At 58.9% G+C, this 25125-nt stretch carries 30 protein-coding genes; 28 read left to right on the top strand and 2 right to left on the bottom strand.

What is annotated here, in order from left to right; all coding sequences use genetic code 11:
* Nucleotides 1-2 precede the first annotated feature (2 nt).
* Nucleotides 3-1355 carry a bifunctional UDP-N-acetylglucosamine diphosphorylase/glucosamine-1-phosphate N-acetyltransferase GlmU gene (gene glmU / locus ACR0AD_RS01120; protein ID WP_480486229.1) on the bottom strand — a complete coding sequence of 451 codons (1353 nt, stop codon included), beginning with the start codon at nt 1353-1355 and terminating at the stop codon, nt 3-5.
* A gap of 134 nt (nt 1356-1489) precedes the next feature.
* Here glmU and ACR0AD_RS01125 point away from each other — a divergent pair, with 134 nt between their 5' ends.
* The 3 genes from ACR0AD_RS01125 to ACR0AD_RS01135 all read left to right on the top strand — a co-directional run bounded on the left by ACR0AD_RS01125 (nt 1490) and on the right by ACR0AD_RS01135 (nt 4719).
* Nucleotides 1490-2161 (top strand): HAD-IA family hydrolase, encoded by a 672-nt coding sequence (locus tag ACR0AD_RS01125; RefSeq protein WP_480486227.1) that lies wholly within the window; start codon nt 1490-1492, stop codon nt 2159-2161.
* A 39-nt stretch (nt 2162-2200) separates the two neighbouring features.
* Complete coding sequence (locus tag ACR0AD_RS01130) at nt 2201-3391, top strand: DegT/DnrJ/EryC1/StrS family aminotransferase (protein ID WP_480486225.1); 1191 nt, start codon at nt 2201-2203, stop codon at nt 3389-3391.
* Nucleotides 3392-3555: 164 nt separating this feature from the next.
* Complete coding sequence (locus tag ACR0AD_RS01135; RefSeq protein WP_267362877.1) at nt 3556-4719, top strand: isovaleryl-CoA dehydrogenase; 1164 nt, start codon at nt 3556-3558, stop codon at nt 4717-4719.
* A gap of 50 nt (nt 4720-4769) precedes the next feature.
* Here the strand turns inward: ACR0AD_RS01135 and ACR0AD_RS01140 are convergent, their stop codons facing one another.
* A complete protein-coding gene (locus ACR0AD_RS01140; RefSeq protein WP_209504463.1) occupies nt 4770-5375 on the bottom strand; it encodes an OmpW/AlkL family protein in 606 nt (201 codons plus the stop codon).
* Between the two features lie 136 nt (nt 5376-5511).
* On the opposite strand from ACR0AD_RS01140, the gene ACR0AD_RS01145 reads away from it, so the two are divergent.
* The 25 genes from ACR0AD_RS01145 (at nt 5512) to ACR0AD_RS01265 (ending at nt 25055) form a co-directional block, all read left to right on the top strand.
* The gene (locus ACR0AD_RS01145; RefSeq protein ID WP_480486223.1) at nt 5512-7035 is read left to right on the top strand and encodes an AMP-binding protein; all 1524 of its coding nucleotides are present in this window, start codon (nt 5512-5514) and stop codon (nt 7033-7035) included.
* Nucleotides 7032-7406, top strand: a complete 375-nt coding sequence (locus ACR0AD_RS01150; protein WP_480481792.1) for a hypothetical protein — start codon at nt 7032-7034, stop codon at nt 7404-7406. Before ACR0AD_RS01145 ends, ACR0AD_RS01150 begins: the two co-directional genes overlap by 4 nt.
* On the top strand, nt 7403-9010 hold the full coding sequence (locus ACR0AD_RS01155; protein ID WP_480486221.1) for a carboxyl transferase domain-containing protein: 1608 nt from the start codon (nt 7403-7405) through the stop codon (nt 9008-9010). The genes ACR0AD_RS01150 and ACR0AD_RS01155 overlap by 4 nt, the downstream gene beginning before the upstream one ends.
* Nucleotide 9011: 1 nt before the next feature.
* The gene (locus ACR0AD_RS01160; RefSeq protein WP_480486219.1) at nt 9012-9437 is read left to right on the top strand and encodes an ASCH domain-containing protein; all 426 of its coding nucleotides are present in this window, start codon (nt 9012-9014) and stop codon (nt 9435-9437) included.
* A gap of 3 nt (nt 9438-9440) precedes the next feature.
* Nucleotides 9441-11372, top strand: a complete 1932-nt coding sequence (locus ACR0AD_RS01165; RefSeq protein ID WP_480486217.1) for an acetyl/propionyl/methylcrotonyl-CoA carboxylase subunit alpha — start codon at nt 9441-9443, stop codon at nt 11370-11372.
* Nucleotides 11373-11450: 78 nt separating this feature from the next.
* The gene (locus ACR0AD_RS01170; protein WP_480486215.1) at nt 11451-12302 is read left to right on the top strand and encodes a hydroxymethylglutaryl-CoA lyase; all 852 of its coding nucleotides are present in this window, start codon (nt 11451-11453) and stop codon (nt 12300-12302) included.
* 1 nt (nt 12303) lies between these two features.
* Nucleotides 12304-13086 carry a crotonase/enoyl-CoA hydratase family protein gene (locus ACR0AD_RS01175; protein ID WP_480486213.1) on the top strand — a complete coding sequence of 261 codons (783 nt, stop codon included), beginning with the start codon at nt 12304-12306 and terminating at the stop codon, nt 13084-13086.
* 193 nt (nt 13087-13279) lie between these two features.
* Nucleotides 13280-13645, top strand: coding sequence for an NADH-quinone oxidoreductase subunit A (locus tag ACR0AD_RS01180; protein WP_209504455.1), 366 nt, complete (start codon nt 13280-13282; stop codon nt 13643-13645).
* A complete protein-coding gene (locus tag ACR0AD_RS01185; RefSeq protein WP_209504454.1) occupies nt 13636-14169 on the top strand; it encodes a NuoB/complex I 20 kDa subunit family protein in 534 nt (177 codons plus the stop codon). The genes ACR0AD_RS01180 and ACR0AD_RS01185 overlap by 10 nt, the downstream gene beginning before the upstream one ends.
* Nucleotides 14170-14181: 12 nt before the next feature.
* Nucleotides 14182-14787 (top strand): NADH-quinone oxidoreductase subunit C, encoded by a 606-nt coding sequence (locus tag ACR0AD_RS01190; RefSeq protein WP_480486211.1) that lies wholly within the window; start codon nt 14182-14184, stop codon nt 14785-14787.
* A complete protein-coding gene (locus ACR0AD_RS01195; RefSeq protein ID WP_010442775.1) occupies nt 14787-14960 on the top strand; it encodes a hypothetical protein in 174 nt (57 codons plus the stop codon). The genes ACR0AD_RS01190 and ACR0AD_RS01195 overlap by 1 nt, the downstream gene beginning before the upstream one ends.
* Before the next feature lies 1 nt (nt 14961).
* Nucleotides 14962-15084 carry a hypothetical protein gene (locus tag ACR0AD_RS01200; protein WP_267362849.1) on the top strand — a complete coding sequence of 41 codons (123 nt, stop codon included), beginning with the start codon at nt 14962-14964 and terminating at the stop codon, nt 15082-15084.
* On the top strand, nt 15084-16307 hold the full coding sequence (locus ACR0AD_RS01205) for an NADH-quinone oxidoreductase subunit D (RefSeq protein WP_171631140.1): 1224 nt from the start codon (nt 15084-15086) through the stop codon (nt 16305-16307). Before ACR0AD_RS01200 ends, ACR0AD_RS01205 begins: the two co-directional genes overlap by 1 nt.
* Nucleotides 16307-17407 (top strand): NADH-quinone oxidoreductase subunit NuoE, encoded by a 1101-nt coding sequence (gene nuoE, locus ACR0AD_RS01210; RefSeq protein WP_480481786.1) that lies wholly within the window; start codon nt 16307-16309, stop codon nt 17405-17407. Before ACR0AD_RS01205 ends, nuoE begins: the two co-directional genes overlap by 1 nt.
* Nucleotides 17408-17437: 30 nt before the next feature.
* Nucleotides 17438-17659 carry a DUF5337 domain-containing protein gene (locus tag ACR0AD_RS01215; RefSeq protein ID WP_209598087.1) on the top strand — a complete coding sequence of 74 codons (222 nt, stop codon included), beginning with the start codon at nt 17438-17440 and terminating at the stop codon, nt 17657-17659.
* Between the two features lie 12 nt (nt 17660-17671).
* On the top strand, nt 17672-18970 hold the full coding sequence (gene nuoF / locus ACR0AD_RS01220; RefSeq protein ID WP_209504919.1) for an NADH-quinone oxidoreductase subunit NuoF: 1299 nt from the start codon (nt 17672-17674) through the stop codon (nt 18968-18970).
* A 6-nt stretch (nt 18971-18976) separates the two neighbouring features.
* Nucleotides 18977-19393 (top strand): MAPEG family protein, encoded by a 417-nt coding sequence (locus tag ACR0AD_RS01225; RefSeq protein ID WP_480486209.1) that lies wholly within the window; start codon nt 18977-18979, stop codon nt 19391-19393.
* A gap of 37 nt (nt 19394-19430) precedes the next feature.
* Entirely contained in the window at nt 19431-19781 is a 351-nt protein-coding gene (locus tag ACR0AD_RS01230; RefSeq protein WP_267362834.1) for a hypothetical protein, read from the top strand.
* 98 nt (nt 19782-19879) lie between these two features.
* Nucleotides 19880-20284, top strand: a complete 405-nt coding sequence (locus tag ACR0AD_RS01235) for a DUF5333 domain-containing protein (RefSeq protein ID WP_480481784.1) — start codon at nt 19880-19882, stop codon at nt 20282-20284.
* Nucleotides 20285-20289: 5 nt separating this feature from the next.
* Nucleotides 20290-22311, top strand: a complete 2022-nt coding sequence (nuoG, locus tag ACR0AD_RS01240; protein ID WP_480486207.1) for an NADH-quinone oxidoreductase subunit NuoG — start codon at nt 20290-20292, stop codon at nt 22309-22311.
* Nucleotides 22308-22523: a hypothetical protein gene (locus tag ACR0AD_RS01245; RefSeq protein WP_480486205.1), complete on the top strand. Its 216-nt coding sequence runs from the start codon at nt 22308-22310 to the stop codon at nt 22521-22523. Before nuoG ends, ACR0AD_RS01245 begins: the two co-directional genes overlap by 4 nt.
* A complete protein-coding gene (gene nuoH / locus ACR0AD_RS01250; protein ID WP_117868407.1) occupies nt 22516-23553 on the top strand; it encodes an NADH-quinone oxidoreductase subunit NuoH in 1038 nt (345 codons plus the stop codon). Before ACR0AD_RS01245 ends, nuoH begins: the two co-directional genes overlap by 8 nt.
* A 1-nt stretch (nt 23554) precedes the next feature.
* On the top strand, nt 23555-24049 hold the full coding sequence (gene nuoI, locus ACR0AD_RS01255) for an NADH-quinone oxidoreductase subunit NuoI (RefSeq protein WP_209504445.1): 495 nt from the start codon (nt 23555-23557) through the stop codon (nt 24047-24049).
* Nucleotides 24046-24456, top strand: coding sequence for a carboxymuconolactone decarboxylase family protein (locus ACR0AD_RS01260; protein WP_152458579.1), 411 nt, complete (start codon nt 24046-24048; stop codon nt 24454-24456). Before nuoI ends, ACR0AD_RS01260 begins: the two co-directional genes overlap by 4 nt.
* Nucleotides 24453-25055: an NADH-quinone oxidoreductase subunit J gene (locus ACR0AD_RS01265; protein ID WP_267362822.1), complete on the top strand. Its 603-nt coding sequence runs from the start codon at nt 24453-24455 to the stop codon at nt 25053-25055. Before ACR0AD_RS01260 ends, ACR0AD_RS01265 begins: the two co-directional genes overlap by 4 nt.
* The last annotated feature ends 70 nt before the right edge of the window (nt 25056-25125 follow it).

Raw genomic sequence — 25125 nt, forward strand, 5'->3', positions numbered from 1 at the left:
TCTCAGGCCTCGTTATCGCGGCGAGCCTTCTTCGCCTTCAACATATCAAACAGTTTTCGCGCGTAGCCGGGTTTGTTTTCCTGCTTGGCGCGCGCCACGGCCAACGCCTCGGGCGCTACGTCTTTGGTCACCACGGTGCCTGTCGCTGTCATTGCGCCATCGCCCACAGTGACTGGGGCCACGAGCATGGTGTTGGAGCCGATAAAGACATTCGCACCAATGGTGGTTTTGTGCTTCATCACGCCATCATAGTTGCAGGTGATTGTTCCCGCGCCGATATTCGTCGCAGCACCCACTGATGCGTCCCCGATATAGCTGAGGTGGTTGACCTTCGCGCCTTCGGCGATTTCTGCATTCTTGATCTCGACGAAATTGCCAACCCGCGTGTTTTCGGCCAGTTCCGCACCGGGGCGCAGCCGCGCGTAGGGGCCGACAATGGCGCCGCGACTGACATGGCACCCTTCCAGATAGGAAAAGGCCCGGATGGTTGCACCGCTTTCGACGGTCACTCCGGGGCCGAAGACCACGTTGGGTTCGATTACTGTGTCACGCCCAATCACAGTGTCTGCGGACAAGTATACCGTATCCGGTGCCATCAATGTGACACCCATATCCAGCAGTTCTGCCCGCGCGCGCGCCTGAAACACCGCGTCGGCGGCGGCCAGATCAGCGCGTGAGTTCACGCCCAGCGTCTGGGCCTCGTCACAGGCGACGGCGGTTACGTTCAGACCGCGGTTGCGGGCGATCTCAACTACGTCTGTCAGGTAGTATTCACCTGAGGCATTGTTGTTTTCAACGGCGTCAATCAGCGAAAAAAGCAACTGGGCATTACAAGCTAAAAGGCCCGAGTTGCAAAATGTTATGGCGCGCTCTTCATCTGATGCGTCTTTGAATTCGACAATGCGTTCCAACGTGTCGCCATTCATGACCAACCGGCCATAGCGGGCCGGATCAGCCGCATCGAACCCAAGGATGACCAGGTCATTTTGGGATCGAGCCTCGACCATCCGTTCCAGCGTGTCGGGTTGTAAAAACGGGGTGTCGCCGAAAAGAACCACGATATCACCGTCGAACCCTTCCAGTGCTGTCCTGGCCTGACCGACCGCATGGGCCGTACCCAACTGTTCTTCCTGAACGGCTATCCGGGCATCTTCGTCTTCGTCCTGAGCAACCTTTGCTACAGCCTCGAACCCGTGGCCGGTAACGATCACCGTACGTTCGGGCGACAGGACAGACCCGGCGCGCATCGCGTGAACAAGCATCGGAGCCTGAGCGATGGGATGCAGGACTTTGGGAAGATCCGAATTCATCCTGGTGCCTTTTCCGGCGGCAAGGATGACAAGGGCAATGGTCATGAAATCGTTTTCTCTTTGTGTTTTGTTGCCGACCGTTTTATCCGCTGAGGGCAAAGGCGCAAGCTGTTCGGCCATCAAACAAGATTGCCGATTGAAACAGGACACGGCGAAAACCTGCCGAAACAGGAGGCAACATGCGGACCGTCATCTTCGATCTGGACGGCACATTGGCGGATACATCGGGCGATTTGCTGACAGCGGCGAACCATTGTTTTCGCGAAATGGGGTATGGTGATGTCCTGGTTCATGGGCAGGATGCAGGCATCGCGCTGCGTGGCGGTCGCATGATGTTAACCCAAGGGCTGAAACGCGTCGGAGCTTACGATGAGGACACCGTTCAGGCCTATTACCCGGTTCTGCTTGAGGCTTATGCGCAGGATATCGACACCCACACAAGTTTCTATCCGGGAGCGTTGCAGGCCGTCGAGATGCTGAGTAACGCGGGCTACGGTGTCGGCATTTGCACCAACAAGCCGGAACATCTGGCCGAATTGTTACTGACACGCATGGGAGTGCGGGATCGTTTTGCCTCGTTGGTCGGGGCGGATACGCTGCCAGTGCGCAAGCCGGACCCGGCCCCTCTGCGCGAGGCTGCGCGACGGGCCGGGGGGGATCCGGCTTGGTGCGTGCTGATCGGAGACTCGGATACCGACCGCAATACCGCCCGAGCGGCAGGGGTCCCATCGGTTTTGGTGACTTTCGGACCGTCAGGAGAGGACATGGCAGCGCTGGAGCCCGAAGCCCTGCTGCATCACTTTGACGACTTGCCTGATCTTGTGCCTGATCTGATCGGTGCGGCAGCCTGAAACCTTGACCGGAACCTGTCGGAGATCCAGAAAAAGACCATGACGGAAACATTCACTGGTAATTTCACACAGCAGGAACCCCTTCCAGACGACGCTATCGAGGCAGCGCTGGCTGTTCTGCGTCACGGGCGGCTGCATCGCTATAACGTGGTCCCCGGTGAGTTGGGGGAAACGGCCCTGCTAGAGCAGGAATTTGCTGCACAGATGGGGTCCAAGTATTGCCTGGCGGTTTCCTCTGGCGGGTATGCGCTTGCCACCGCGTTGCGGGCCGTCGGTGTGCAGCCGGGCGACCCGGTTCTGACCAACGCGTTCACTCTGGCCCCGGTGCCGGGATCAATTGCCTCGGTCGGGGCGCGTGCGATCTTTGTCGGCGTCTCCGAAAACCTGACCATCGATCTGGAGGATCTTGAGGGCAAACTGGATCAGGCCCGTGTCCTGATGCTCAGCCATATGCGCGGGCATCTGTGCGACATGGATCGTCTGATGCAGATGTGTGACGCGGCAGGCGTTATCGTGATCGAGGATTGCGCACACACGATGGGCGCGGCTTGGCGCGGTCAGTTGTCGGGACGGCAGGGCGCGGTCGGGTGTTATTCCTGCCAGACCTATAAGCACGTAAACTCGGGCGAGGGCGGTTTGCTGGTTACTGATGACGCGGAACTGGCGGCCAAGGCTACAATGCTGTCGGGCTCATACATGCTGTATGAACGCCATCTGGCGGCGCCGGGACCTGAAGTGTTCGAGCGGATAAAGTACACCACACCCAATGTGTCCGGTCGCATGGACAATTTGCGTGCCGCCATCCTGCGCCCTCAGTTGCGGGATCTGGACCGGCAGGTGAAACGGTGGAACGAGCGCTATCGCGAGATCGAGACCGGGCTGCGCGGCACTCCGGGCCTGACGATAGTCGAGCGACCCGAAGAGGAAACCTATGTCGGGTCTTCGATCCAGTTCCTGCTTTTGGATTGGTCGCCTGAGCGGATAGCGGACGTTATCAGCCGCTGCGCCGCGCGTGGGGTCGAGATCAAATGGTTTGGCGGGGCTGAGCCAACAGGGTTCACGTCGCGCTATGACAGCTGGAGATATTTCGAAAGCGAACGGATGCCGGAAAGTGACCGTGTTCTGGCAGGCATCATGGATATGCGTGTGCCGCTGACCTTTTCGCTGGAGGATTGCCGGGTTATCGCGCGCATCATCCGAGCCGAAGTGGGCGCAGTTTATCAATCCTAGCCAAACAGAGTGCGCTTTCAGCGCACGCTCGACCCTTGAGAGCGCCGCCCGGTCCGGGCGGCGTTTTGTGTTTTGGTCCAGGCTTTCACAAAGATTGACCGGAGACAGATTCGCTGCTAGAGATTTATTGAACACTTGTTCATTAATGCGGAGGGAGGACACAGATGTTCATGGCCACGATGAAGTTTGATCTGGGTGAGGATGTGAACGCCCTGCGCGAAATGGTACATCGGTGGGCGCAGGAGCGCGTCAAGCCGATGGCGGCTGAGATTGATGCCAAGAACAGCTTTCCGAATGAACTGTGGAAAGAAATGGGAGAGCTTGGTCTTTTGGGTGTCACCGTGCCAGAAGAATACGGCGGTGCGGGCATGTCCTATTTGGCGCATACAATTGCTGTCGAAGAGGTCGCGCGCGCCTCGGCCTCGGTTTCGTTGTCTTATGGGGCGCATTCCAACCTGTGTGTGAACCAGATCAAGCTGAACGGTACGGAAGAGCAGAAACAGAAATACCTGCCGCGCCTGGTCTCGGGCGAACACGTAGGCGCGCTGGCAATGTCGGAACCTTCCGCAGGTTCGGACGTGGTGTCGATGAAGCTGCGGGCGGAAAAACGCAACGACCATTACCGCCTGAACGGCAACAAGTACTGGATCACAAACGGGCCGGACGCGGATACACTGGTGGTTTATGCCAAGACGGACCCCGATGCCGGATCAAAAGGCATTACCGCATTTCTGATTGAAAAAGAGATGAAGGGTTTTTCGACCTCACCCCATTTCGACAAGTTGGGGATGCGCGGGTCGAACACGGCTGAACTGATCTTTGAAGATGTTGAAGTGCCGTTCGAGAACGTACTGGGTGAAGAGGGCAAGGGCGTAGCCGTGCTCATGTCAGGTCTGGATTATGAGCGCGTGGTTCTGGCCGGGATCGGCACCGGCATCATGGCCGCCTGTCTGGATGAGGTGATGCCGTATCTGGCCGAGCGCAAGCAATTCGGCAAACCGATTGGCAGCTTCCAACTGATGCAGGGCAAGATTGCCGACATGTATACCGCGATGAACTCGGCCCGGGCCTATGTCTATGAGGTGGCTAAGGCCTGTGATCGTGGGGACGTCACCCGGCAGGATGCAGCGGCGTGCTGTCTTTACGCATCCGAACAGGCGATGGTTCAGGCGCATCAGGCGGTTCAGGCGCTGGGCGGGGCAGGGTTTCTGTCTGACGCACCGGTTAGCCGGATCTTCCGGGACGCCAAGCTGATGGAGATCGGCGCAGGCACCAGCGAGATTCGACGGATGCTGATCGGCCGGGAAATGATGAACGAAATGCGCTGAATGAAGACGCCCCGCAGACGAGGTTACAGCGGGGCGTTTCGATCAAAGGATCAGAAGCGATGAACGTAGGAAATACCGACCAGCCAAGGGTCGATGTTCGCAGTGCCAATATCGGCTCCGTTCAGAGTGACGTCCGAGTCGATGTCGAACCAGCGTACATTCAGACGGACTGCACCTTTGTCGGTGATCATGTAGTCGAGACCGGCTTGCAGCGAAACGCCGAAGGAATCATCGACCTTGAGGTTGCCAAGGGCAGATTGCTCGTCAAAGAAGATGGTATAGTTCAGACCGGCGCCGACATAGGGCTTCCAGGCGCTATTGGTCGGGAAGTGATAGTTCAGCGACAAGGTGGGCGGCAGATGCTTGACGCTGCCAGCGTCCACGCTTCCGCCCAAAGTGACGTTATGTTTGAACGGGGTCGCGGCCAGCAGCTCGATCCCCAGATTGTCCTGGATGAAATACTCGGCGGTGAAGATCGGGCGCGTATCCGAGTCGATATCGGCGCTCAGGCCGGCCAGTGTTCCGTTGTTGGATTTCGGGTCCAGATAACCCACACCGATTCCGAGCGTCCAATCCCCCTGAGATTGGGCAAACGCAGGAGCAGCCAGAGCCACCAACGCGGTGGAAAGGGTCAATGCGGCGAGTTTCTTGGTCATTGTCTTGCCTTTGGTTCTGTTGATGACCTTGGTGTTGCAGCGATTGGAACTGCCCACTCTGATCTGCATCAAGTTTATGTGAAGGAGTTGGTTGCAGTTGAACCGCGAAGTGCAGGAAATATAGGGAAAATTCGCCGTGCTAACCGCTGAGCGCATACCGGGTTTGCGCCCGGATGGAGGCTGGGATCTGCCGGACAGGCTGAACATGGCGCAGCAGTGCCTGCGGCATGCGGGGGACCGGGTCGCGCTGATCGATTTGACCGGACCGGACCCGCAGCACATCAGCTTTGCGCAGCTGTCGCAAATGACAGACGGAATAGCCCGCGCATTATTGCGCCATGTGCAACCCGGTGATCGCGTCGGAGTGTTGCTGAGCCAGTCGCCATGGTGTGCGGCGGCTCATCTGGCGATCTGGAAGATCGGGGCGGTGTCGGTCCCTTTGTTCAAACTGTTCAAGCAGGACGCGCTGCGGTCGCGGGTCAGTGACGCAGGTGCCGGGATTGTACTGACCGACGCCGAAGGGGCTGATCTGTTGGGTGATCTGGCCACGCCCTTGATTGCAGCGGAAATTGGCGAAGACGGTCCCGCTGTACCATTTGCCGCGACCGGCCCTGACGATCCGGCTGTGTTGATCTATACCTCGGGCACAACCGGCAGCCCAAAGGGCGCGCTGCATGGACACCGGGTTCTGACCGGGCATCTGCCGGGAGTTTCGATCAGCCATAATCACTTGCGCGAAGGTGACTGTCTTTGGACCCCGGCAGATTGGGCGTGGATCGGCGGGCTGTTCGACGTGCTGATGCCGGGTCTTGCGCTGGGCATTCCCGTCGTTGCCGCGCGGCTTGAGAAATTCACCCCCGATGCCTGCGCTGACATCATCGCGCGTGGCGGGGTGCGGAACGTCTTTTTCCCACCAACGGCGCTGCGAATGCTCAAGGCAGCGGAACAGGTGATCCCCGATCTGCGCTCGGTCGCATCCGGGGGCGAACCGCTGGGGGCCGAAATGCTGGCATGGGGTCAGAAGGCGTTCGGCCTGACGATCAACGAATTTTATGGCCAGACCGAATGCAACATGGTCGTATCCTCCTGCGCCGAAGATTTCCCTGTGCGCCCCGGCTGTATCGGCCAACCGGTGCCGGGGCATCAGGTTGCGGTGATTGATGAGGACGGAAACCCGACCGGGGACGAGGGCGACGTCGCCATCCGGCGCGGCTCGGCCTCGATGCTGCTGGAATACTGGAACCGTCCTGAGGCGACGACTGAGAAGTTCCGGAATGACTGGCTGATCACCGGCGACCGCGGCGTGTGGGAGGGCGACTATCTGTGCTTTGTCGGTCGGGATGATGACGTGATTACCTCCGCCGGGTATCGCATTGGCCCAGCTGAGATCGAGGATTGCCTGCTGACCCACCCGGCAGTGGCGACGGTTGGCGTGGTCGGCAAACCCGACCCGCTGCGGACCGAGATCGTGAAGGCTTATGTGGTGTTGAAGACGGGGGCCGAGGCGGCGGAACAGGAGTTGCAGGACTGGGTCAAAGACCGTCTGGCGCATTATTCGTATCCGCGCGAGGTGGCGTTTCTGGACGAGTTGCCGATGACGGTGACCGGGAAGGTAATCCGGAAGGAATTGAAAGCGCGGGCGGCGGGGGAATTGAAATGAATAAGATTCTGCGGCGTCTGTCAGGGTTAAAGTGCCCTAAATGTGGGGTGCCGCAGCCCTTGAGTGTTTTGAACACTATGGTTGGCAGTGAGGAGTACGTGCCAGCTGTAAGGTGTGGTAACTGCGAAGCTTGGCTGCGCGTTAAGTCCAAGAATGGGGTTTTTCATTTCTTACTATTGCTTTTTCTGATGACGCTGCCTTTGCCATTCTTGGCACTGGATGAGATTAGTATCAATTTGAACAACCCTGAAGGGCTGTTCAATTGGCCCCTCTCGTCTTCTGCAAAGAGCGTAATCTTCTACATAATTTACTTCGCAGTGGTGGTCTTGCCCATAAGTAATCGGGCATTGAAGGTGGATATCTACAAATGAAACTCACATCCAAAGCCATGCCCGGCTCCGAGGGCTTCAAGACAAACCGCACCGCTCATCTCGATGCGCTGGCGCAAATCTCTGCTGCTGCCGAAGCAGCCCGCATGGGCGGGGGCGAGAAATCCCGCGCGCGGCATGAATCCCGAGGCAAGATGTTGCCGCGCAGGCGGGTGGCGAACCTGCTTGATCCGGGGTCGCCGTTCCTTGAAATCGGGGCGACAGCGGCACATGGGATGTATGGCGATGCAGCACCCTGTGCCGGGGTCATCGCGGGGATTGGCCGGGTGCAGGGGCGCGAAGTCATGGTGGTGTGTAACGATGCCACCGTGAAGGGCGGCACCTATTATCCGATGACCGTCAAGAAGCACCTGCGCGCGCAGGAGATTGCCGAGGAAAACAATCTGCCGTGCATCTATCTGGTCGACAGTGGCGGCGCGAACCTGCCCAATCAGGATGAGGTGTTCCCAGACCGCGACCACTTTGGGCGTATCTTCTACAATCAGGCGCGGATGAGCGCGAAGGGTATCCCTCAGATTGCCGTGGTGATGGGATCATGCACGGCGGGTGGGGCCTATGTTCCTGCAATGTCCGATGTGACGATCATCGTAAAGGAACAGGGCACGATCTTTCTGGCAGGGCCACCATTGGTCAAAGCTGCAACGGGTGAGGTTGTCAGCGCCGAGGATCTGGGTGGCGGCGATGTGCATACGCGCCTGTCGGGTGTGGCAGATTATCTGGCCGAAGATGATGCGCATGCGCTGGCATTGGCGCGGCGGGCTGTCGGGTCATTGGGGGGTGCCGGGCTGAAGCCCGGCCTACGGTTCGACGCACCCGAGGAGCCTGCTTATGATCCGGAGGAAATTCTGGGAGTTGTTCCCGCCGACCTGCGCACGCCCTATGACATCCGTGAAGTGATTGCGCGGCTGGTCGATGGGTCGCGGTTTGATGAGTTCAAACCCCGGTTTGGCGAGACACTGGTCACCGGCTTTGCCCATGTCAAAGGGTGTCCCGTCGGGATCATTGCCAACAATGGGGTGTTGTTCTCGGAGGCCGCGCAAAAGGGCGCGCATTTCGTTGAGCTGTGTTCGCAGCGCAAAACGCCCCTGGTCTTCCTGCAGAACATCACCGGCTTCATGGTCGGCCGCAAATACGAGAACGAGGGGATCGCCCGCCACGGCGCCAAGATGGTGACGGCAGTTGCAACGACGAGCGTTCCCAAGATCACGATGCTGGTGGGCGGCTCGTTCGGGGCCGGGAACTATGGCATGGCTGGACGCGCCTATCAGCCGCGGTTCCTGTGGACATGGCCGAATTCGCGGATTTCGGTGATGGGGGGCGAGCAGGCAGCCGGTGTTCTGGCCACCGTCAGGCGCGATGGGATCGAACGACAGGGCGGCACCTGGTCGGCCGAGGAAGAGGCCGAGTTTAAACGTCCGACGCTGGAGATGTTCGAAGAGCAATCGCACCCGCTTTATGCCTCGGCCCGTCTCTGGGATGACGGCATCATCGACCCGCGCAAAAGCCGCGATGTGCTCGCCTTGTCTCTGAGCGCCGCACTGAACGCCCCGATAGAGGAGACACGTTTCGGCGTGTTCAGGATGTAAGATGAACGTTTCATTGAATGACGTCATGGCACGCTATCCGGGTGCCCAGACTTTCAAGTTTGGTGACAATGCCCGGCTGAGTGCTGAGCTGCTGGCTCTGGTACGATCAGGGCGGAAAACGGCAACCTGCGGTGCGTTGCGCGACTATCCCGAAGGTAGCCCTGACACTCCTGTTGTCGGGCGGAGAGACATTGCGCTGGATTGGGATGATCGTCCGGCCTTGGTGATCGAAACGGTCGACGTCTCGACCTGCCGATACTGCGACGTAACCGAGGATTTCGCGTTGGCAGAGGGCGAAAATGAAACGCTCGAGGGATGGAGAGAGGGGCATCGCCAGTATTTCGAACGCAATGGCGGGTTTGATCCGGAGATGGAGCTGCTATGCGAGCGATTTCGACTTGTCGAAGATCTGGTGGTTGAGGGGTAAGCTATGTTCAACAAAATCCTGATTGCCAACCGGGGCGAGATTGCTTGCCGGGTTATGGAAACCGCTCAGAGGATGGGCGTATCTTGCGTTGCTGTTTATTCCGATGCGGACGCGGCGGCCAAGCATGTGCAGATGGCGGATGAGGCCATTCATATCGGCGGCCCCGCCCCGGCGGAAAGCTATCTGAAGGGCGATGTGATTATTCAGGCTGCGCTGGATACCGGCGCGCAGGCGATCCATCCCGGTTATGGCTTCCTGTCAGAGAACCCCGATTTCGTTGACGCGGTCGAAGCTGCTGGTTTGACCTTTATCGGCCCATCAGCGGATGCGATCCGCAAAATGGGCCTCAAGGACGCGGCCAAGGTGTTGATGGAGCACGCGGGCGTGCCCGTGGTGCCCGGCTATCACGGCGACAATCAGGACCCCGAGCATCTGGCGGGGGCGGCTGACACCATCGGCTATCCGGTTCTGATCAAGGCCGTTGCAGGCGGTGGCGGCAAGGGAATGCGCCTTGTTGAACGGCCTCAGGATTTCGCCGCCGCGCTCGACAGCGCGCGGGGCGAGGCCAAGACCGCCTTTGGCAACGACGCCGTGCTGGTCGAGAAATTCGTGGCCAAACCCCGCCATATCGAAGTGCAGGTGTTTGGCGATGGTAAACATGCCGTGCATCTGTTCGAACGCGACTGCTCGTTGCAACGCCGCCATCAGAAGGTGATCGAAGAGGCTCCGGCGCCGGGTATGACGGCTGAGATGCGTGAGGCGATGGGGCAGGCGGGCGTGCGCGCCGCCGAGGCGATAGGTTATAAGGGTGCAGGCACGGTTGAATTCATCGTCGATGCCTCGGACGGGCTGCGCCCCGACAGATTCTGGTTCATGGAGATGAACACGCGCCTACAGGTGGAGCATCCGGTGACAGAAGCCATCACCGGCGTCGACCTGGTGGAATGGCAGTTGCGCGTTGCGGCTGGAGAGAGCCTTCCCAGGCATCAGGATGATCTGTCGATCTCGGGTCACGCCTTCGAAGCCCGGCTTTATGCCGAGGACGTGCCGAAAGGATTCTTGCCGGCGACAGGTACACTGACCCATCTGGTTTTCCCGGCCAATTGCCGTGCGGATAGTGGTGTTCGCACAGGTGACACCATCAGCCCGTGGTATGACCCGATGATTGCCAAAGTGGTGGTGCACGGTCCAACCCGCGCCGTCGCGCTTGAGACGTTGCACCGAGTGCTGCGGGAGACCGAAGTGGCGGGCACCGTTACGAATCTCGCCTTTCTGGGCGCGCTGACCCGCCATGATGGATTTGCCTCGGGCGATGTGGATACGGGCCTGATCGGGCGTGATCTTGACGGGTTGGTGCAGGAATCGCCGACTTCGGCCACAACCGCTGTTGCGGCTGCGATGACCGCACTGAATCTGGTGGATGTCGCGCCTGACACCGGGTTTTCCCTATGGGCTCCGTTGCATCGAGCGGTGCAGCTGTCCGATCAGGGAGAGATTCTTGATCTGGACGTGCAGGTCGACGGGCCGGATCGCCAGCTTTGGCAGCTGGGCGAACACCGTGTCGTGGCCGAGCGGATCTCGGGGCGGTGGGCGCTGAACGGTATGTCGATGCCCCGGGTGGCTGTCAGCGAAACTACTTTGACCGTATTTACTGACTACGGTCGCAGTTTCGACGTTATCGATCCGCTTGACCGGGATGCCAGCGCGACGGGTGACACCAACGTGATCGAGGCGCCGATGCCGGGTCTGGTCAAGGCAGTCTTTGCCACCGCGGGGCAGACCGTTCAAGAAGGCGACCGTTTGGCTATTCTCGAAGCGATGAAAATGGAGCATGCGTTGCTGGCCGCACGAGATGGTGTGGTGGCCGAGGTGCTGGTCGAAGATGGCGCGCAGGTCGAGGCTGGGGCGGCTTTGGTGCGTTTGGAAGAAGAGTGATCTGTACCCGCGCGGTTTGACGTGGCACGGTCGCGCGATCCGTATTTGGAATGAGAACAAGCCATAAGGGGTTCTGACATGGGTGATCTGGTCGAAATCTACGAAGTTGGACCGCGCGACGGGCTACAAAACGAAACCCGTGAGATACCGGTTGCCGACAAGGTGGCGCTGATCGACTGCCTTAGCCGCGCCGGATATCGACGGATCGAAGTTGCAAGCTTTGTCTCTCCCAAATGGGTGCCCCAAATGGCGGGATCGGCGCAGGTTCTGGCCGGCATAACCCGGGCGGACGGAGTGCGGTACGCGGCGTTAACGCCGAATATGCGCGGATACGAGGATGCGCTGGCCGCCAAAGCGGATGAGATTGCCATTTTTGCGTCGGCCTCCGAGGGGTTTTCCAAAGCAAACATCAATGCCTCGATCGCCGAGTCAATCGAACGGTTCACGCCGATACTCGAAGCGGCGCGCCATATCGACCTTCCGGTTCGCGGCTATGTCTCTTGCGTGACGGATTGCCCTTATGACGGCCCGACCCCGCCGGAGAAAGTGGCCGAAGTTGCCGATCGTCTGTTTGCGTTAGGCTGTTACGAGGTGTCATTGGGGGACACAATCGGGCAGGGCACACCAGACAAGATCGCTCATATGCTTCTGGCGGTTAGGGAAAGGGTTCCTGTGACGCGGCTTGCCGGGCATTTTCATGACACCAATGGGCGTGCAATCGACAATATCGATGCGGCACTTTCGCTGGGGGTGCGCGTGTTCGACGCGGCCGTGGGTGGGCTTGGCGGTTGCCCGTATGCTCCGGGGGCCGCAGGCAATGTCGCGACTGAAACCGTTGCAGCGCATTTGCAACGGTTGGGCTATCAAACCGGTCTGGATATCGATGTGGTCGAAGAGGCCGCACAGATGGCCAGGGCGTTGAGGGGCTGACATGTTCGAAACAATCTCGATTTCAGCAGACGAACGCGGTGTTGCCACGTTAACTCTGGACCGGGCAGATAAGCACAACGCGCTGTCGGGTCAGATGATTACCGAGCTGACACAGGCCGCGTCGCAGTTGGGGCAGGATGGCGCTGTCCGAGCGGTCGTTCTGGCTGCTGCGGGAAAGACGTTTTGCGCCGGTGGTGATCTGGGATGGATGCAGGACCAGATGGCGGCCGACAAGGCGACGCGATTTGTCGAAGCGCGCAAGCTGGCCGAGATGTTGCAGGCGTTGAACACAATGCCCAAACCCCTGATCGGGGCGTTGCAAGGCAACGCCTTTGGCGGAGGTGTTGGAATGGCCGCCGTGTGCGATGTTGCCATCGGTGTAGATAGTCTGAAGATGGGACTGACCGAGACCCGGCTGGGGCTGATTCCGGCGACAATCGGCCCTTATGTTATCGCTCGTATGGGTGAGGCGCGGGCACGGCGTGTGTTCATGTCGGCCCGGTTGTTCGATGCGCCCGAAGCGGTTGATCTGGGATTGCTGGCAAAGGCTGTGCCCTCCGAGCAGCTTGCGGCCGCGATAGAAGAGGAAGTTCGGCCCTATCTTTCGTGCGCGCCGGGGGCGGTTGCATCTGCCAAGGCGCTGGTTCGAACTCTGGGACCTCGTATTGATGATGCCACAATCGACCAGACCATCAACGAACTGGTCGAACGCTGGGAAACGGAAGAGGCGCGTGAAGGGATCGCGGCGTTCTTCGAAAAACGTAAACCTGCATGGAATAAGTAAGTTTACCGAGTTTCCGCAAGCCAATGCAAAACGCGCGAAATGCGATTCTATGCCGCGCTGTCAAGCGTATGTTTGATGGTGAACGGGGCTGTGTTCGGTTGACCCTCTGACCCGGCGGGGATAGAGAATGTCCAGTCAACACGCCAATTGACGGCGCACCCGACAAGATGCGTGCGCAAGAAAGGAGCTATTCGTGGAAGACCTGCTGCGGGAGTACCTCCCGATTCTGGTGTTTCTGGCCGTTGCCGTAGGCCTTGGAATCGTCCTGATTCTTGCCGCCGTTGTACTGGCTGTCCGCAATCCCGACCCCGAAAAGGTCAGCGCATATGAATGTGGCTTCAACGCCTTCGACGATGCGCGAATGAAATTTGACGTCCGATTCTATCTGGTCTCGATTCTCTTCATCATCTTCGATCTTGAGATCGCATTCCTGTTTCCCTGGGCCGTCGGGTTCCGCGATATCAGCGATGTCGGCTTCTGGTCGATGATGGTGTTTCTGGCCGTGCTGACCATCGGCTTTGCCTATGAGTGGAAGAAAGGGGCCCTGGAATGGGAGTGATGACCGGTGCAAACACCGCTGGCGTCGACAAGGAAGTCGCCACCCAGGCCCTGAATGCCGAGTTGCAGGACAAAGGTTTTCTGCTGACCTCGAGCGAGGATATCATCAACTGGGCTCGTACCGGTTCGCTGCACTGGATGACTTTTGGTCTGGCCTGCTGCGCGGTTGAAATGATGCACACCTCGATGCCGCGCTATGATGCGGAACGTTTCGGCATCGCCCCGCGCGCCTCTCCGCGCCAATCTGACGTGATGATCGTGGCCGGCACGCTGACCAACAAGATGGCCCCTGCGTTGCGCAAGGTTTACGACCAGATGCCCGAGCCGCGCTATGTGATCTCGATGGGGTCCTGCGCGAATGGCGGTGGTTACTACCACTATTCCTATTCTGTCGTGCGTGGCTGTGACCGGGTAGTTCCGGTGGATATCTATGTGCCCGGCTGCCCTCCGACCGCCGAGGCGCTGCTTTACGGTCTGCTACAGCTACAACGCAAAATCCGCCGCACCGGCACAATTGTACGCTGAGGGGAAGGGTAGATGAGCGAAGCACTCAAAGAACTCGGCACCCAGCTTGAACTGAAACGAGCCGATTGTGTTCTGTCCTGGGATGTGACCCATGGTGAGCTGAACGTCGATGTGGCGCCGTCGAACCTCGTGGAATTCGTAGAATTCCTGCGGTCGGACCAAAATTGCAAGTTCTCGACACTGGTGGATATCACCGGCGTCGATTACCCCGAACGCGCCAAGCGGTTCGACGTGGTGTATCACTTCCTGTCGATGTACCAGAACCAGCGCATCCGTCTGCGGGTTTCGATCCGCGAAGATGACATGGTGCCTTCGATAGTCGATATCCACCCCTCGGCCAACTGGTTCGAGCGTGAGGTGTTCGACATGTTCGGCATCCTGTTCTCGGGCCATCCAGACTTGCGGCGCATCCTGACGGATTATGGCTTCCGTGGCCATCCGCTGCGCAAAGATTTCCCGACCACGGGCTACACCGAGGTGCGTTATGACGAGGCGCAGAAACGCGTCGTCTACGAGGCGGTCAGTCTGGTGCAGGAGTACCGTCAGTTTGATTTCATGTCCCCATGGGAAGGTGCGAACTACATTCTGCCAGGGGATGAGAAACAGGAGACCGAATAATGGGTGGCATCTGGTGGCTGATCCTGTCTGCGCTGACCATCATTCCGATGGTGAAGATTTTGCCGTTCTTCGGGATCAACAAATACTGGTGCCTGCTGTGTCTGGTTCCCTTTGGCACGATCGCATTGCTGTGGTGGGTCGGGCTGAAACTGCAAGAGTTGGAGCGCCGCTGAGATGATAGGTGAGTTGATCATTCTGGGCGCGTTTGGGGTTCTACTGGCCGGGTCTGCGGTCAAGGCGGTCGAGGCCGAAAAGGTCCGGGTTCGGGCCGAAGCAAAGAAGAAACGAGGGCGTTGATGGACGGCTCAAGATATGATGACGGCAGCACGGACGCGCTGAGCGGCGAGCAGAAGATCCGCAACTTCAACATCAACTTTGGCCCGCAACACCCCGCGGCGCATGGAGTTTTGCGTCTGGTGCTCGAGTTGGACGGCGAGATTGTCGAACGTTGCGACCCGCATATCGGCCTGCTGCATCGTGGCACCGAAAAGCTGATGGAAAGCCGGACGTATCTGCAAAACCTGCCGTATTTCGACCGTCTGGACTATGTGGCACCGATGAACCAGGAACATGCCTGGTGTCTGGCCATCGAAAAGCTGACCGGGGTCGAGGTGCCGCGCCGGGGTTCGCTGATCCGGGTGCTGTATTCCGAGATCGGGCGCATTCTGAACCACCTGCTGAACGTGACGACACAGGCGATGGATGTGGGCGCTCTGACCCCACCGCTGTGGGGTTTTGAAGAACGCGAAAAGCTGATGGTGTTTTATGAGCGTGCCTGTGGCGCCCGCCTGCACGCCGCTTATTTCCGCCCCGGTGGTGTCCATCAGGACCTGCCGCCCGAACTGCTGGACGATATCGAGGCCTGGAGTCACGAATTCCCAAGCGTTCTTGATGACATTGACGGGCTGCTGACCGAAAACCGCATCTTCAAGCAGCGCAACGCCGATATCGGCGTGGTGACCGAGGATGACATCCAGAAATACGGCTTCTCGGGCGTGATGGTGCGTGGATCGGGTCTGGCCTGGGACCTGCGTCGCGCGCAGCCCTACGAGTGCTATGATGAGTTTGAATTCCAGATTCCCGTCGGCAAGAACGGCGATTGCTATGACCGCTATCTTGTCCGCATGGAGGAAATGCGCCAGTCGCTGCTGATCATCCGTCAGGCCATCGCCAAAATCCGCGAGTGTCCCGGTGACGTTCTGGCCCGCGGCAAGATCACTCCACCGAAACGCTCGGACATGAAGACCTCGATGGAGAGCCTGATCCATCACTTCAAGCTGTATACCGAAGGCTTCCACGTGCCTGCCGGTGAGGTCTATGCTGCCGTCGAAGCCCCCAAGGGCGAGTTCGGCGTCTATCTGGTCGCCGACGGCACCAACAAACCCTACCGCGCCAAACTGCGCGCGCCGGGTTTCCTGCACCTGCAAGCCATGGACCACGTTGCCAAGGGCCACCAACTGGCCGACGTCGCCGCAATCATCGGCACCATGGACGTCGTATTTGGAGAGATTGACCGCTAATGCTCCGCCGTCTTCACCCCGAACAACCCGATAGCTTTGCCTTCACCACTGCCAACCAGCAATGGGCCGAAGCGCAGATCACCAAATACCCCGAAGGCCGTCAGGCCAGCGCGGTCATTCCGCTTCTGTGGCGCGCGCAGGAACAAGAGGGATGGCTGAGCCGTCCGGCGATTGAATCCGTCGCCGACATGCTGGGTATGGCCTATATCCGTGTGCTTGAGGTTGCTTCGTTTTACTTCATGTTCCAACTGCAACCCGTTGGGTCGGCTGCGCATATTCAGGTTTGTGGTACGACCTCCTGCATGATCTGCGGAGCAGAGGACCTGATTGCGGTCTGTAAGGAAAAGATCTCGGCGAAACCGCACGAACTGTCGGCTGATGGCAAGCTGAGTTGGGAAGAGGTCGAATGCCTTGGCTCCTGCACCAATGCGCCGATGGCGCAGATCGGCAAGGATTACTACGAAGACCTGACCGCCGAGAGCTTTGGCAAGATCCTCGATGATCTGGTGGCGGGGAAAGTTCCGACGCCGGGCCCACAAAACGGACGTTATGCTGCTGAACCGCTCAAAGGGCTGACCAGTCTGACCGATCATGAGGCCGGAAAGGCCCGGTATAACGCCAGCGTCGAACTGGCCACCGGTATTGGCGATACGGTCAAGCGCATCGACGGGACCGAGGTTCCGATCCTCACCCCTTGGTTGGGCAAGGATGGCAAGGCGGCAGCGACAAAAGCGGCACCGAAGCCGCCCAAAGCGCCAGCCCCGGCGAAACCTGCTGCGAAACAGGCCGCTGAGGCGAAGGCAGCGAAAGAGGACCAGCCCGAAACACTGGCAGGCGCGCGCGACGGCAAGGCAGATAACCTGAAACTGTTGAAAGGCGTAGGCCCCAAGCTGGAGCAGACGCTGAACGAGCTGGGCTTCTTCCACTATGATCAGATCGCTGCCTGGACACCGGAACAGGTCGCCTGGGTCGATGCACGGTTGAAGTTCAAGGGCCGGATCGAACGCGATGGCTGGATTGAACAGGCAGCCAAGCTTGCGGCGGGTGAGGAAACCGAATTTGCCAAACGTGCCAAGGAAGATGGCACCTACAAAGACTAAACGGGTGCCCTATCCGGGCATCGGGGGATGATGGACAAGGACAAGGATCAGGCTATAGCCCGAAAGGGCCGACATATCGGCATCGTCATTGCGGTGACGATGGTGATCTGGCTTGCCATGAACCTGTTCATTGGCCCTGCGCTGGGTTTAACGGCCCGGCACGCGCTGCTGTTTGATTTTGCCGCTCTGGCGGCATTCATTTATGCGGGTGTGAACATTTTTCAACTCTGGCGCATGCGTCAGGACAGCTGAAGGTAACGAATGATGCTGAAGGATCAGGACCGGATCTTTACCAACATCTACGGGATGCACGAACGCACGCTGAAAGGCGCGCAAGCCCGCGGGCATTGGGACGGCACAGCTGGCCTGATTGAAAAGGGCCGGGACTGGATCATTCAGACAATGAAGGATTCCGGGCTGCGCGGACGCGGCGGTGCGGGCTTCCCAACTGGCCTGAAATGGTCGTTCATGCCAAAGGAAAGCGACGGTCGCCCTTCCTATCTGGTTGTGAATGCCGATGAATCCGAGCCCGGCACCTGCAAGGACCGTGAGATCATGCGCCATGATCCCCACACGTTGATTGAAGGGTGTCTGATCGCCTCTTTCGCGATGAACGCACATACCTGCTATATCTACCTGCGCGGCGAATACATCCGCGAGCGTGAGGCATTGCAGGCTGCGATTGATGAGGCCTATGACGCGGGGCTTCTTGGCAAAAATGCCGCTGGTTCGGGCTGGGATTTCGATCTTTTCCTTCATCACGGGGCAGGGGCCTATATTTGTGGCGAGGAAACCGCCCTGATTGAAAGCCTTGAGGGCAAAAAGGGCATGCCGCGGATGAAACCTCCGTTCCCGGCGGGTGCCGGGCTGTACGGATGTCCAACCACTGTGAACAACGTGGAATCCATCGCGGTGGTGCCGACCATTCTGCGTCGGGGTGCGGATTGGTTCGCTGGATTTGGTCGCCAGAACAACGCCGGTACCAAGCTGTTTGCGATCTCGGGCCACGTGAACAACCCATGTGTCGTCGAAGAGGCGATGTCGATCCCGTTCGAACAGCTGATCGAAACCCATTGCGGCGGCATTCGCGGCGGGTGGGATAATCTTCTGGCGGTTATCCCTGGTGGATCCTCGGTTCCCTGCGTGCGCGGTGAAAACATGCGCGACGCGATCATGGATTTCGATTACCTGCGCAACGACCTGGGGTCGGGTCTGGGTACGGCAGCGGTGATTGTGATGGACAAATCCACCGACATCATCAAGGCGATCTGGCGCCTGTCGAAGTTTTACAAGCATGAAAGCTGTGGCCAGTGTACGCCGTGTCGCGAAGGCACCGGCTGGATGATGCGTGTGATGGATCGTCTGGTGCGCGGCGAGGCTGAACTGGAAGAGATCGACATGTTGTTTGACGTGACCAAACAGGTCGAAGGACACACTATCTGCGCTTTGGGCGATGCGGCCGCCTGGCCGATCCAAGGCCTGATCCGCAATTTCCGGGAAGAGATCGAAGACCGCATCAAGGCTCAGAAATCGGGCCGTATGGGTGCGATGGCAGCGGAGTGAACGAAGATGGAAGTGTTTGCTGAATATAGCCACGCGATTGCGTCGGTTGTGCTATTCACGCTGGTTGTATTGTTTCTGGCGCCGTTATCGGCACTGGCCAAACAAGCCAAAGGGCTGGCACCCGGTGCGACACCCGAGCAGGACTATGCCGACAAGGCGTATCGTCTGAACCGGGCCTATCTGAATGGAACGGAAACACTTCCTGCGTTTGTGACTGTCATAACAGCGGCGATTTTGCTGGGCGTCAGCCCGTTCTGGGTAAACCTGCTGGCCTCAGTGGCGTTGGTTGCGCGCTTGGCGATGCTGGTTGTGCACCTGAAAGGGATTGGCAAGCCAAGCAGCGGTCCGCGGACAATTCTGTATGTGATCGGCTGGGTGTGCATGGTCGTGATCGGGCTTATGGCATTGGTGGCGGCGTTTTGATGGCGACGCAGCGGAACAGAAAACAAAGAGGGAAAGTATGAAGGCCCCCAAAGCCCTTATTGTTGTGTTGGCGCTGGCTGGTGTTTCTGCATGCGGTCTGGTGAAGCCGTCGGCAGACCGGCTTTTGTTCGACGGCAAGTCGTTCAGGGCCAAGGCGAAGGTGGTCAACAAGAAAACCTCGCCCGCGGACTTTACGGTTGTCGTCAAAGGCGTCTCTGCTTCACTCGATGGTGCGCGCGAGGCCGGACGTCATGAAGGTACCAAATTCTGCATCCAGAACTTCGGATCGTCTCGGATTGCTTGGAAGGTGGGTCCGGATACTGACCCGCAGAACCTCAGCGTCAGCAATGATCAACTGACATTTGCAGGAACCTGCCAGCGGCCATGACCGGTGTTTTTCCATATCTTCGGTGGGCGGGCAGGGTGTTATTGCCTAGCAGCGGCAAACCGCTTCGTCTTGGACAGTCCAAGACGAAAGGAAAACCCATGTCTGTTGTAAAACTAGTTGCCCTCGCATCGCTGATGGCCTTGCCGACGGTGACAGAAGCAAAGCCGCCCTTGAGGGATGTCAAAGAGATCGACAACGAACTCTACTACATCGCCATTGCAAATGAGATTTCCGAGTTCTGCCCGTCGATCAGCGGGCGGCGATTGAAAGCGATCAGTGTGATGTGGGGACTGCGGTCCAAAGCGAATAATCTGGGGTACTCGGACACGGAAATCCGCTCCTATGTCGAGTCGGATGCTGAAAAGGATCGGATGCGGACCAAGGGCGAGGCTTATCTGGCGAATAACGGCGTGTCCTACGACAACCCCAAAACATTCTGCTCTCTGGGGCAGAAAGAAATCCAAAGAAACAGCGCCATTGGCGTTTATTTGAGAGCGAATTGAGAGCCATGTCTGACCTCCGCAAGATCAATATCGACGGGCAGGAAATCGAAGTCGATGGTGCGATGACCCTGATACAGGCTTGTGAACAAGCCGGGGTCGAGGTACCGCGTTTCTGCTATCACGAGCGTCTGTCGATTGCGGGAAACTGCCGGATGTGTCTGGTTGAGGTAGTGGGCGGTCCGCCGAAACCGGCTGCCTCGTGCGCGATGCAGGTGCGCGATCTGCGCCCGGGGCCGGAAGGGCAGCCGCCGGTAGTCAAGACGAACTCTCCCATGGTCAAGAAGGCCCGCGAAGGGGTGATGGAGTTCCTGCTGATCAACCATCCATTGGATTGCCCGATCTGTGATCAGGGCGGAGAGTGCGATCTTCAGGACCAGGCGATGGCTTATGGCCTGTCCGGTTCGCGGTTCAAGGAAGCCAAACGCGCGGTTGATGATCTGGATCTGGGACCGCTTGTGGGCACCGCAATGACCCGCTGTATCAGTTGCACCCGCTGCGTGCGCTTCACCACCGAAGTCGCCGGGATCACTCAGATGGGTCAGACAGGGCGCGGTGAGGATGCCGAGATTACCTCGTATCTGAACCAGACGCTGGATTCGAACCTGCAGGGCAACATTATCGACCTGTGCCCGGTTGGGGCACTGACCTCGAAACCTTATGCGTTTACCGCCCGCCCGTGGGAATTGACCAAGACCGAAAGCATCGACGTCATGGACGCGCTGGGATCGAACATTCGTGTCGATACCAAAGGGCGCGAGGTGATGCGCTTCCTTCCTCGCAATCATGACGGAGTGAACGAGGAGTGGATCAGCGACAAAACCCGCTTTGTCTGGGACGGGTTGCGGCGTCAGCGTCTGGACAAGCCTTACATCCGTGAAAACGGCAAACTGCGCTCGGCCTCATGGTCCGAAGCACTGACCAAGGCCGCTGAGGCGCTGAAAAGCGCTGAGAAGCCAGCCGGTATCGTCGGTGATCTGGCGCCGGTCGAGGCTGCGTTCGCTTTGAAGCAGATGATCGAAGGGCAGGGCGGTGTTGTCGAATGCCGCACCGATGGAGCCAAGCTTCCGGCTGGGAACCGTGGCGCATATGCCGGGACCGCCGCGATTGAAGACATCGATACGGCCGAGCGTATTCTTCTGATTGGCACCAACCCGCGCGATGAAGCACCGGTTTTGAACGCGCGTATCCGCAAGGCGTGGGCGCATGGGGCCGAAGTCGCTTTGGTAGGTCCAGCGGTCGATCTGACTTATGCGTACCATCATGTGGGCGACGACCGCGCGGCGCTGCAAAAGGTTGTCGACATGGGGGGCGACGATGAAATCAGGGGCAAACGCTCGCTGGTCATCGTCGGGCAGGGAGCGCTGCAGGAGGCGGATGGTGCCGCTGTTCTGGCTGCCGCGCAAACAATTGCCGCAAATACGGAAAGCGGCCTGATCATTCTGCACACTGCGGCGTCGCGCGTGGGCGCGATGGATGTGGACGCGACCAACGCAGGCGGCATGGAAGCGATCAATGCTGCGGATGTGATCTATTACCTTGGTGCGGATGAGGTCGAAATTGGCGAAGGCGCGTTTGTGATCTACCAGGGCAGCCACGGAGATCGGGGCGCACACCGCGCAGATGTGATCCTGCCGGGCGCGGCCTATACTGAGGAAAACGGTCTGTTCGTGAATACGGAAGGCCGTCCGCAACTGGCGATGCGTGCCGGGTTTGCGCCGGGTGAGGCCAAGGAAAACTGGGCCATCCTTCGTGCGCTGTCGGCTGAACTGGGGGCGACGCTCCCCTATGACTCGCTGGCGCAGTTGCGCACAGCCTTGATCGAGGCGGTCCCCCATCTGGCCCGCATCGACGAGGTGATCGAGAACGAGGTTCAAGCGCTTGAGGCCGGATCTTTGGGCCAGGCGACCTTCCGCAACGCGATCAAGGATTTCTATCTGACCAACCCGATCGCACGGGCCTCGCAACTGATGGCCGAGCTGTCGGCGCAGGCGCAGGTCCGCAAAGCCGAGAAGATTGCGGCGGAATGAACCATAGCAGTTTCATATCGCAAGCCAGCGCTGTGGTTGGGTCGCACCTGACTGCGCCGGAAATGTGCGGGAAACGAAAGAAAAAGGGTGGCGCTATGGCGGCAGATGCTGTTTACACCAACGCGCCGACCCAGCCGCAGTTTGCGCAGGCATCTGGCCTTTGCATCGCGCGCGAAAAACGGAATACCCACGGTGTGAGGACCAATGGCTGAATTCTTTAACACCCCCGGCGGAATAGCCATCATCATTCTGGCGCAAGTGCTTGCTGTTGTTGCCTTTGTGATGATCTCGCTGTTGTTCCTTGTTTATGGCGACCGCAAAATCTGGGCCGCTGTCCAGATGCGCCGCGGGCCCAACGTGGTCGGCGTCTACGGTCTGCTGCAATCGGTGGCAGATGCGTTGAAATACGTCGTCAAAGAGGTCGTTATCCCCGCAGGAGCCGACCGCACGGTTTTCATCCTCGCGCCGCTCACCTCTTTCGTGTTGGCGATGATCGCCTGGGCGGTGATCCCGTTCAACGATGGCTGGGTCCTGTCGGATATCAACGTCGCAATCCTCTATGTCTTCGCCGTATCCTCGCTTGAGGTTTATGGCGTGATCATGGGCGGTTGGGCGTCGAACTCAAAGTACCCGTTCCTCGGGTCGTTGCGCTCTGCCGCGCAGATGATTTCATACGAGGTCTCCATCGGCCTGATCATCATCGGTGTGATCATCTCGACCGGGTCGATGAACTTTGGTGACATTGTGCGGGCGCAGGATGGGTCGTTCGGGTTCTTCAGCTGGTACTGGCTGCCGCACTTCCCGATGGTCTTTCTGTTCTTCATCTCGGCGCTGGCTGAGACAAACCGGCCACCGTTTGACTTGCCCGAAGCGGAATCGGAACTCGTGGCGGGTTATCAGGTCGAATACTCCGCCACGCCCTTCCTGCTGTTCATGGCGGGTGAATACATCGCAATTTTCCTGATGTGCGCGCTGACCTCGCTGCTGTTCTTCGGCGGCTGGCTGTCGCCGATCCCGGGCCTGCCCGATGGTGTTTTGTGGATGGTCGCCAAGATGGCGTTCTTCTTCTTCATCTTCGCGATGGTCAAGGCCATCACGCCCCGCTACCGCTATGACCAACTGATGCGGCTGGGCTGGAAAGTCTTCCTGCCGTTCAGCCTCGTTTGGGTGGTTTTCGTGGCCTTTGCTGCAAAATTTGACTGGTTCTGGGGCGCGTTCGCCCGTTGGAGCGTAGGAGGCTGATATGACCCAAATCGACTACACCCGCGCTGCCAAGTATTTCTTGCTGCAGGATTTCTGGGTCGGCTTCAAACTTGGCATGAAGTACTTCTTCGCTCCCAAAGCCACCGTGAACTACCCACACGAAAAGGGCCCTCTGTCCCCGCGTTTCCGCGGCGAACACGCACTTCGCCGCTATCCGAATGGCGAAGAGCGCTGCATCGCCTGTAAACTGTGCGAGGCGGTCTGCCCGGCGCAGGCCATCACCATCGACGCCGAACCGCGCGAGGATGGCTCCCGCCGCACCACGCGCTATGACATCGACATGACCAAGTGCATCTATTGCGGCTTCTGCCAAGAGGCATGCCCGGTCGATGCCATCGTCGAAGGCCCGAACTTTGAATTCGCGACAGAAACCCGGGAAGAGCTGTTCTACGACAAGGAAAAACTCCTGTCGAATGGCGAGCGCTGGGAAGCCGAGATCGCGCGCAATCTGGAACTGGACGCACCGTACCGATGACTGACAGCCCGACAAATCCGTTCGAGCTGATGATGAAGCAGGCTCAGGACATGGCCAAGGCGATGAACCCGGCGATGGAAAGCTTCTCGCCCAAAGGGTTCGAGGCGCTGTGGCCGACCATGCCGAAAGAGGTCATGGAGATGATGTTCGGCAACACCGTCAACAAAGACGGGCTGGATGCCAAAACGCGCCTGCTGCTGACGCTGGCCGGGCTGACCTGTCAGGGCGCTCAGGCGGATTCAGCCGTTCGCCAGACCGTACGTCATGCGCTGGAAGCGGGCGCAAAGAAACAAGAGATCGTGGAAACGATCGGTCAGATGTCGGTCTTTGCCGGCATCCCGGCCATGACCCGCGCGCTGGATCTGGCGCAAGAGGTCATGGGCGACAACGAGGATGAGGATCAATGACCGTCTTTGCCTTCTACCTGTTTGCCATCAGCGCCATCACCGGCGGGCTGTTTACGGTGATCAGCCGCCAACCGGTGCACTCGGTCCTGTGGCTGATCCTGGCGTTTCTGTCCTCGGCAGGGCTGTTCGTGCTGCTGGGGGCCGAGTTCGTGGCGATGCTGCTGGTTATCGTCTATGTCGGCGCGGTCGCGGTTCTGTTCCTGTTTGTGGTGATGATGCTGGACGTGGACTTTGCCGAGCTCAAGGCCGAAATGGCGCGCTATATGCCGCTGGCCCTGCTGATTGGTCTGATCATTCTGATGCAGTTTGTCATGGCCTTCGGGGCATGGGACAGCGCACAGGGTGCCGCGGCCAATCTGGCGCAGCCGGTCCCGACCGACCGCCACAATACCGAGGCGCTTGGCCTCATCCTTTACGATCAATATTTCCTTCTGTTCCAACTGGCGGGCCTGATCCTGCTGGTGGCCATGATCGGCGCCATCGTTCTGACGCTGCGCCACCGCAAGGACATCAAGCGTCAGGACATCATCGGCCAGATGATGCGCGACCCGGCCAAGGCGATGGAGTTGAGGGACGTGAAACCGGGGCAGGGGTTGTGAATCATAACTCCACCATAGTACTTGCGCTCGCCACGTATGTGATGAGTAACGCGGCAATGGCCTGTTCGCC

It is taken from the genome of Ruegeria sp. BH8, from assembly GCF_056538065.1.

What these genes read in the sequence shown, in the direction of transcription:
- ACR0AD_RS01205 (WP_171631140.1), top strand. Translation starts at nt 15,084, where the DNA reads ATGGACGGCTCAAGATATGATGACGGCAGCACGGACGCGCTGAGCGGC.
- ACR0AD_RS01175 (WP_480486213.1), top strand. Translation starts at nt 12,304, where the DNA reads ATGTTCGAAACAATCTCGATTTCAGCAGACGAACGCGGTGTTGCCACG.
- ACR0AD_RS01260 (WP_152458579.1), top strand. Translation starts at nt 24,046, where the DNA reads ATGACTGACAGCCCGACAAATCCGTTCGAGCTGATGATGAAGCAGGCT.
- nuoG (WP_480486207.1), top strand. Translation starts at nt 20,290, where the DNA reads ATGTCTGACCTCCGCAAGATCAATATCGACGGGCAGGAAATCGAAGTC.
- nuoH (WP_117868407.1), top strand. Translation starts at nt 22,516, where the DNA reads ATGGCTGAATTCTTTAACACCCCCGGCGGAATAGCCATCATCATTCTG.
- ACR0AD_RS01265 (WP_267362822.1), top strand. Translation starts at nt 24,453, where the DNA reads ATGACCGTCTTTGCCTTCTACCTGTTTGCCATCAGCGCCATCACCGGC.
- ACR0AD_RS01150 (WP_480481792.1), top strand. Translation starts at nt 7,032, where the DNA reads ATGAATAAGATTCTGCGGCGTCTGTCAGGGTTAAAGTGCCCTAAATGT.
- ACR0AD_RS01135 (WP_267362877.1), top strand. Translation starts at nt 3,556, where the DNA reads ATGTTCATGGCCACGATGAAGTTTGATCTGGGTGAGGATGTGAACGCC.
- ACR0AD_RS01245 (WP_480486205.1), top strand. Translation starts at nt 22,308, where the DNA reads ATGAACCATAGCAGTTTCATATCGCAAGCCAGCGCTGTGGTTGGGTCG.
- ACR0AD_RS01215 (WP_209598087.1), top strand. Translation starts at nt 17,438, where the DNA reads ATGGACAAGGACAAGGATCAGGCTATAGCCCGAAAGGGCCGACATATC.
- nuoE (WP_480481786.1), top strand. Translation starts at nt 16,307, where the DNA reads ATGCTCCGCCGTCTTCACCCCGAACAACCCGATAGCTTTGCCTTCACC.
- glmU (WP_480486229.1), bottom strand. Translation starts at nt 1,355, where the DNA reads ATGACCATTGCCCTTGTCATCCTTGCCGCCGGAAAAGGCACCAGGATG.
- ACR0AD_RS01125 (WP_480486227.1), top strand. Translation starts at nt 1,490, where the DNA reads ATGCGGACCGTCATCTTCGATCTGGACGGCACATTGGCGGATACATCG.
- ACR0AD_RS01185 (WP_209504454.1), top strand. Translation starts at nt 13,636, where the DNA reads ATGGGAGTGATGACCGGTGCAAACACCGCTGGCGTCGACAAGGAAGTC.
- ACR0AD_RS01155 (WP_480486221.1), top strand. Translation starts at nt 7,403, where the DNA reads ATGAAACTCACATCCAAAGCCATGCCCGGCTCCGAGGGCTTCAAGACA.
- ACR0AD_RS01230 (WP_267362834.1), top strand. Translation starts at nt 19,431, where the DNA reads ATGAAGGCCCCCAAAGCCCTTATTGTTGTGTTGGCGCTGGCTGGTGTT.
- ACR0AD_RS01130 (WP_480486225.1), top strand. Translation starts at nt 2,201, where the DNA reads ATGACGGAAACATTCACTGGTAATTTCACACAGCAGGAACCCCTTCCA.
- ACR0AD_RS01140 (WP_209504463.1), bottom strand. Translation starts at nt 5,375, where the DNA reads ATGACCAAGAAACTCGCCGCATTGACCCTTTCCACCGCGTTGGTGGCT.
- ACR0AD_RS01160 (WP_480486219.1), top strand. Translation starts at nt 9,012, where the DNA reads ATGAACGTTTCATTGAATGACGTCATGGCACGCTATCCGGGTGCCCAG.
- ACR0AD_RS01190 (WP_480486211.1), top strand. Translation starts at nt 14,182, where the DNA reads ATGAGCGAAGCACTCAAAGAACTCGGCACCCAGCTTGAACTGAAACGA.
- ACR0AD_RS01235 (WP_480481784.1), top strand. Translation starts at nt 19,880, where the DNA reads ATGTCTGTTGTAAAACTAGTTGCCCTCGCATCGCTGATGGCCTTGCCG.
- ACR0AD_RS01225 (WP_480486209.1), top strand. Translation starts at nt 18,977, where the DNA reads ATGGAAGTGTTTGCTGAATATAGCCACGCGATTGCGTCGGTTGTGCTA.
- ACR0AD_RS01200 (WP_267362849.1), top strand. Translation starts at nt 14,962, where the DNA reads ATGATAGGTGAGTTGATCATTCTGGGCGCGTTTGGGGTTCTACTGGCC.
- ACR0AD_RS01165 (WP_480486217.1), top strand. Translation starts at nt 9,441, where the DNA reads ATGTTCAACAAAATCCTGATTGCCAACCGGGGCGAGATTGCTTGCCGG.
- nuoI (WP_209504445.1), top strand. Translation starts at nt 23,555, where the DNA reads ATGACCCAAATCGACTACACCCGCGCTGCCAAGTATTTCTTGCTGCAG.
- nuoF (WP_209504919.1), top strand. Translation starts at nt 17,672, where the DNA reads ATGCTGAAGGATCAGGACCGGATCTTTACCAACATCTACGGGATGCAC.
- ACR0AD_RS01195 (WP_010442775.1), top strand. Translation starts at nt 14,787, where the DNA reads ATGGGTGGCATCTGGTGGCTGATCCTGTCTGCGCTGACCATCATTCCG.
- ACR0AD_RS01170 (WP_480486215.1), top strand. Translation starts at nt 11,451, where the DNA reads ATGGGTGATCTGGTCGAAATCTACGAAGTTGGACCGCGCGACGGGCTA.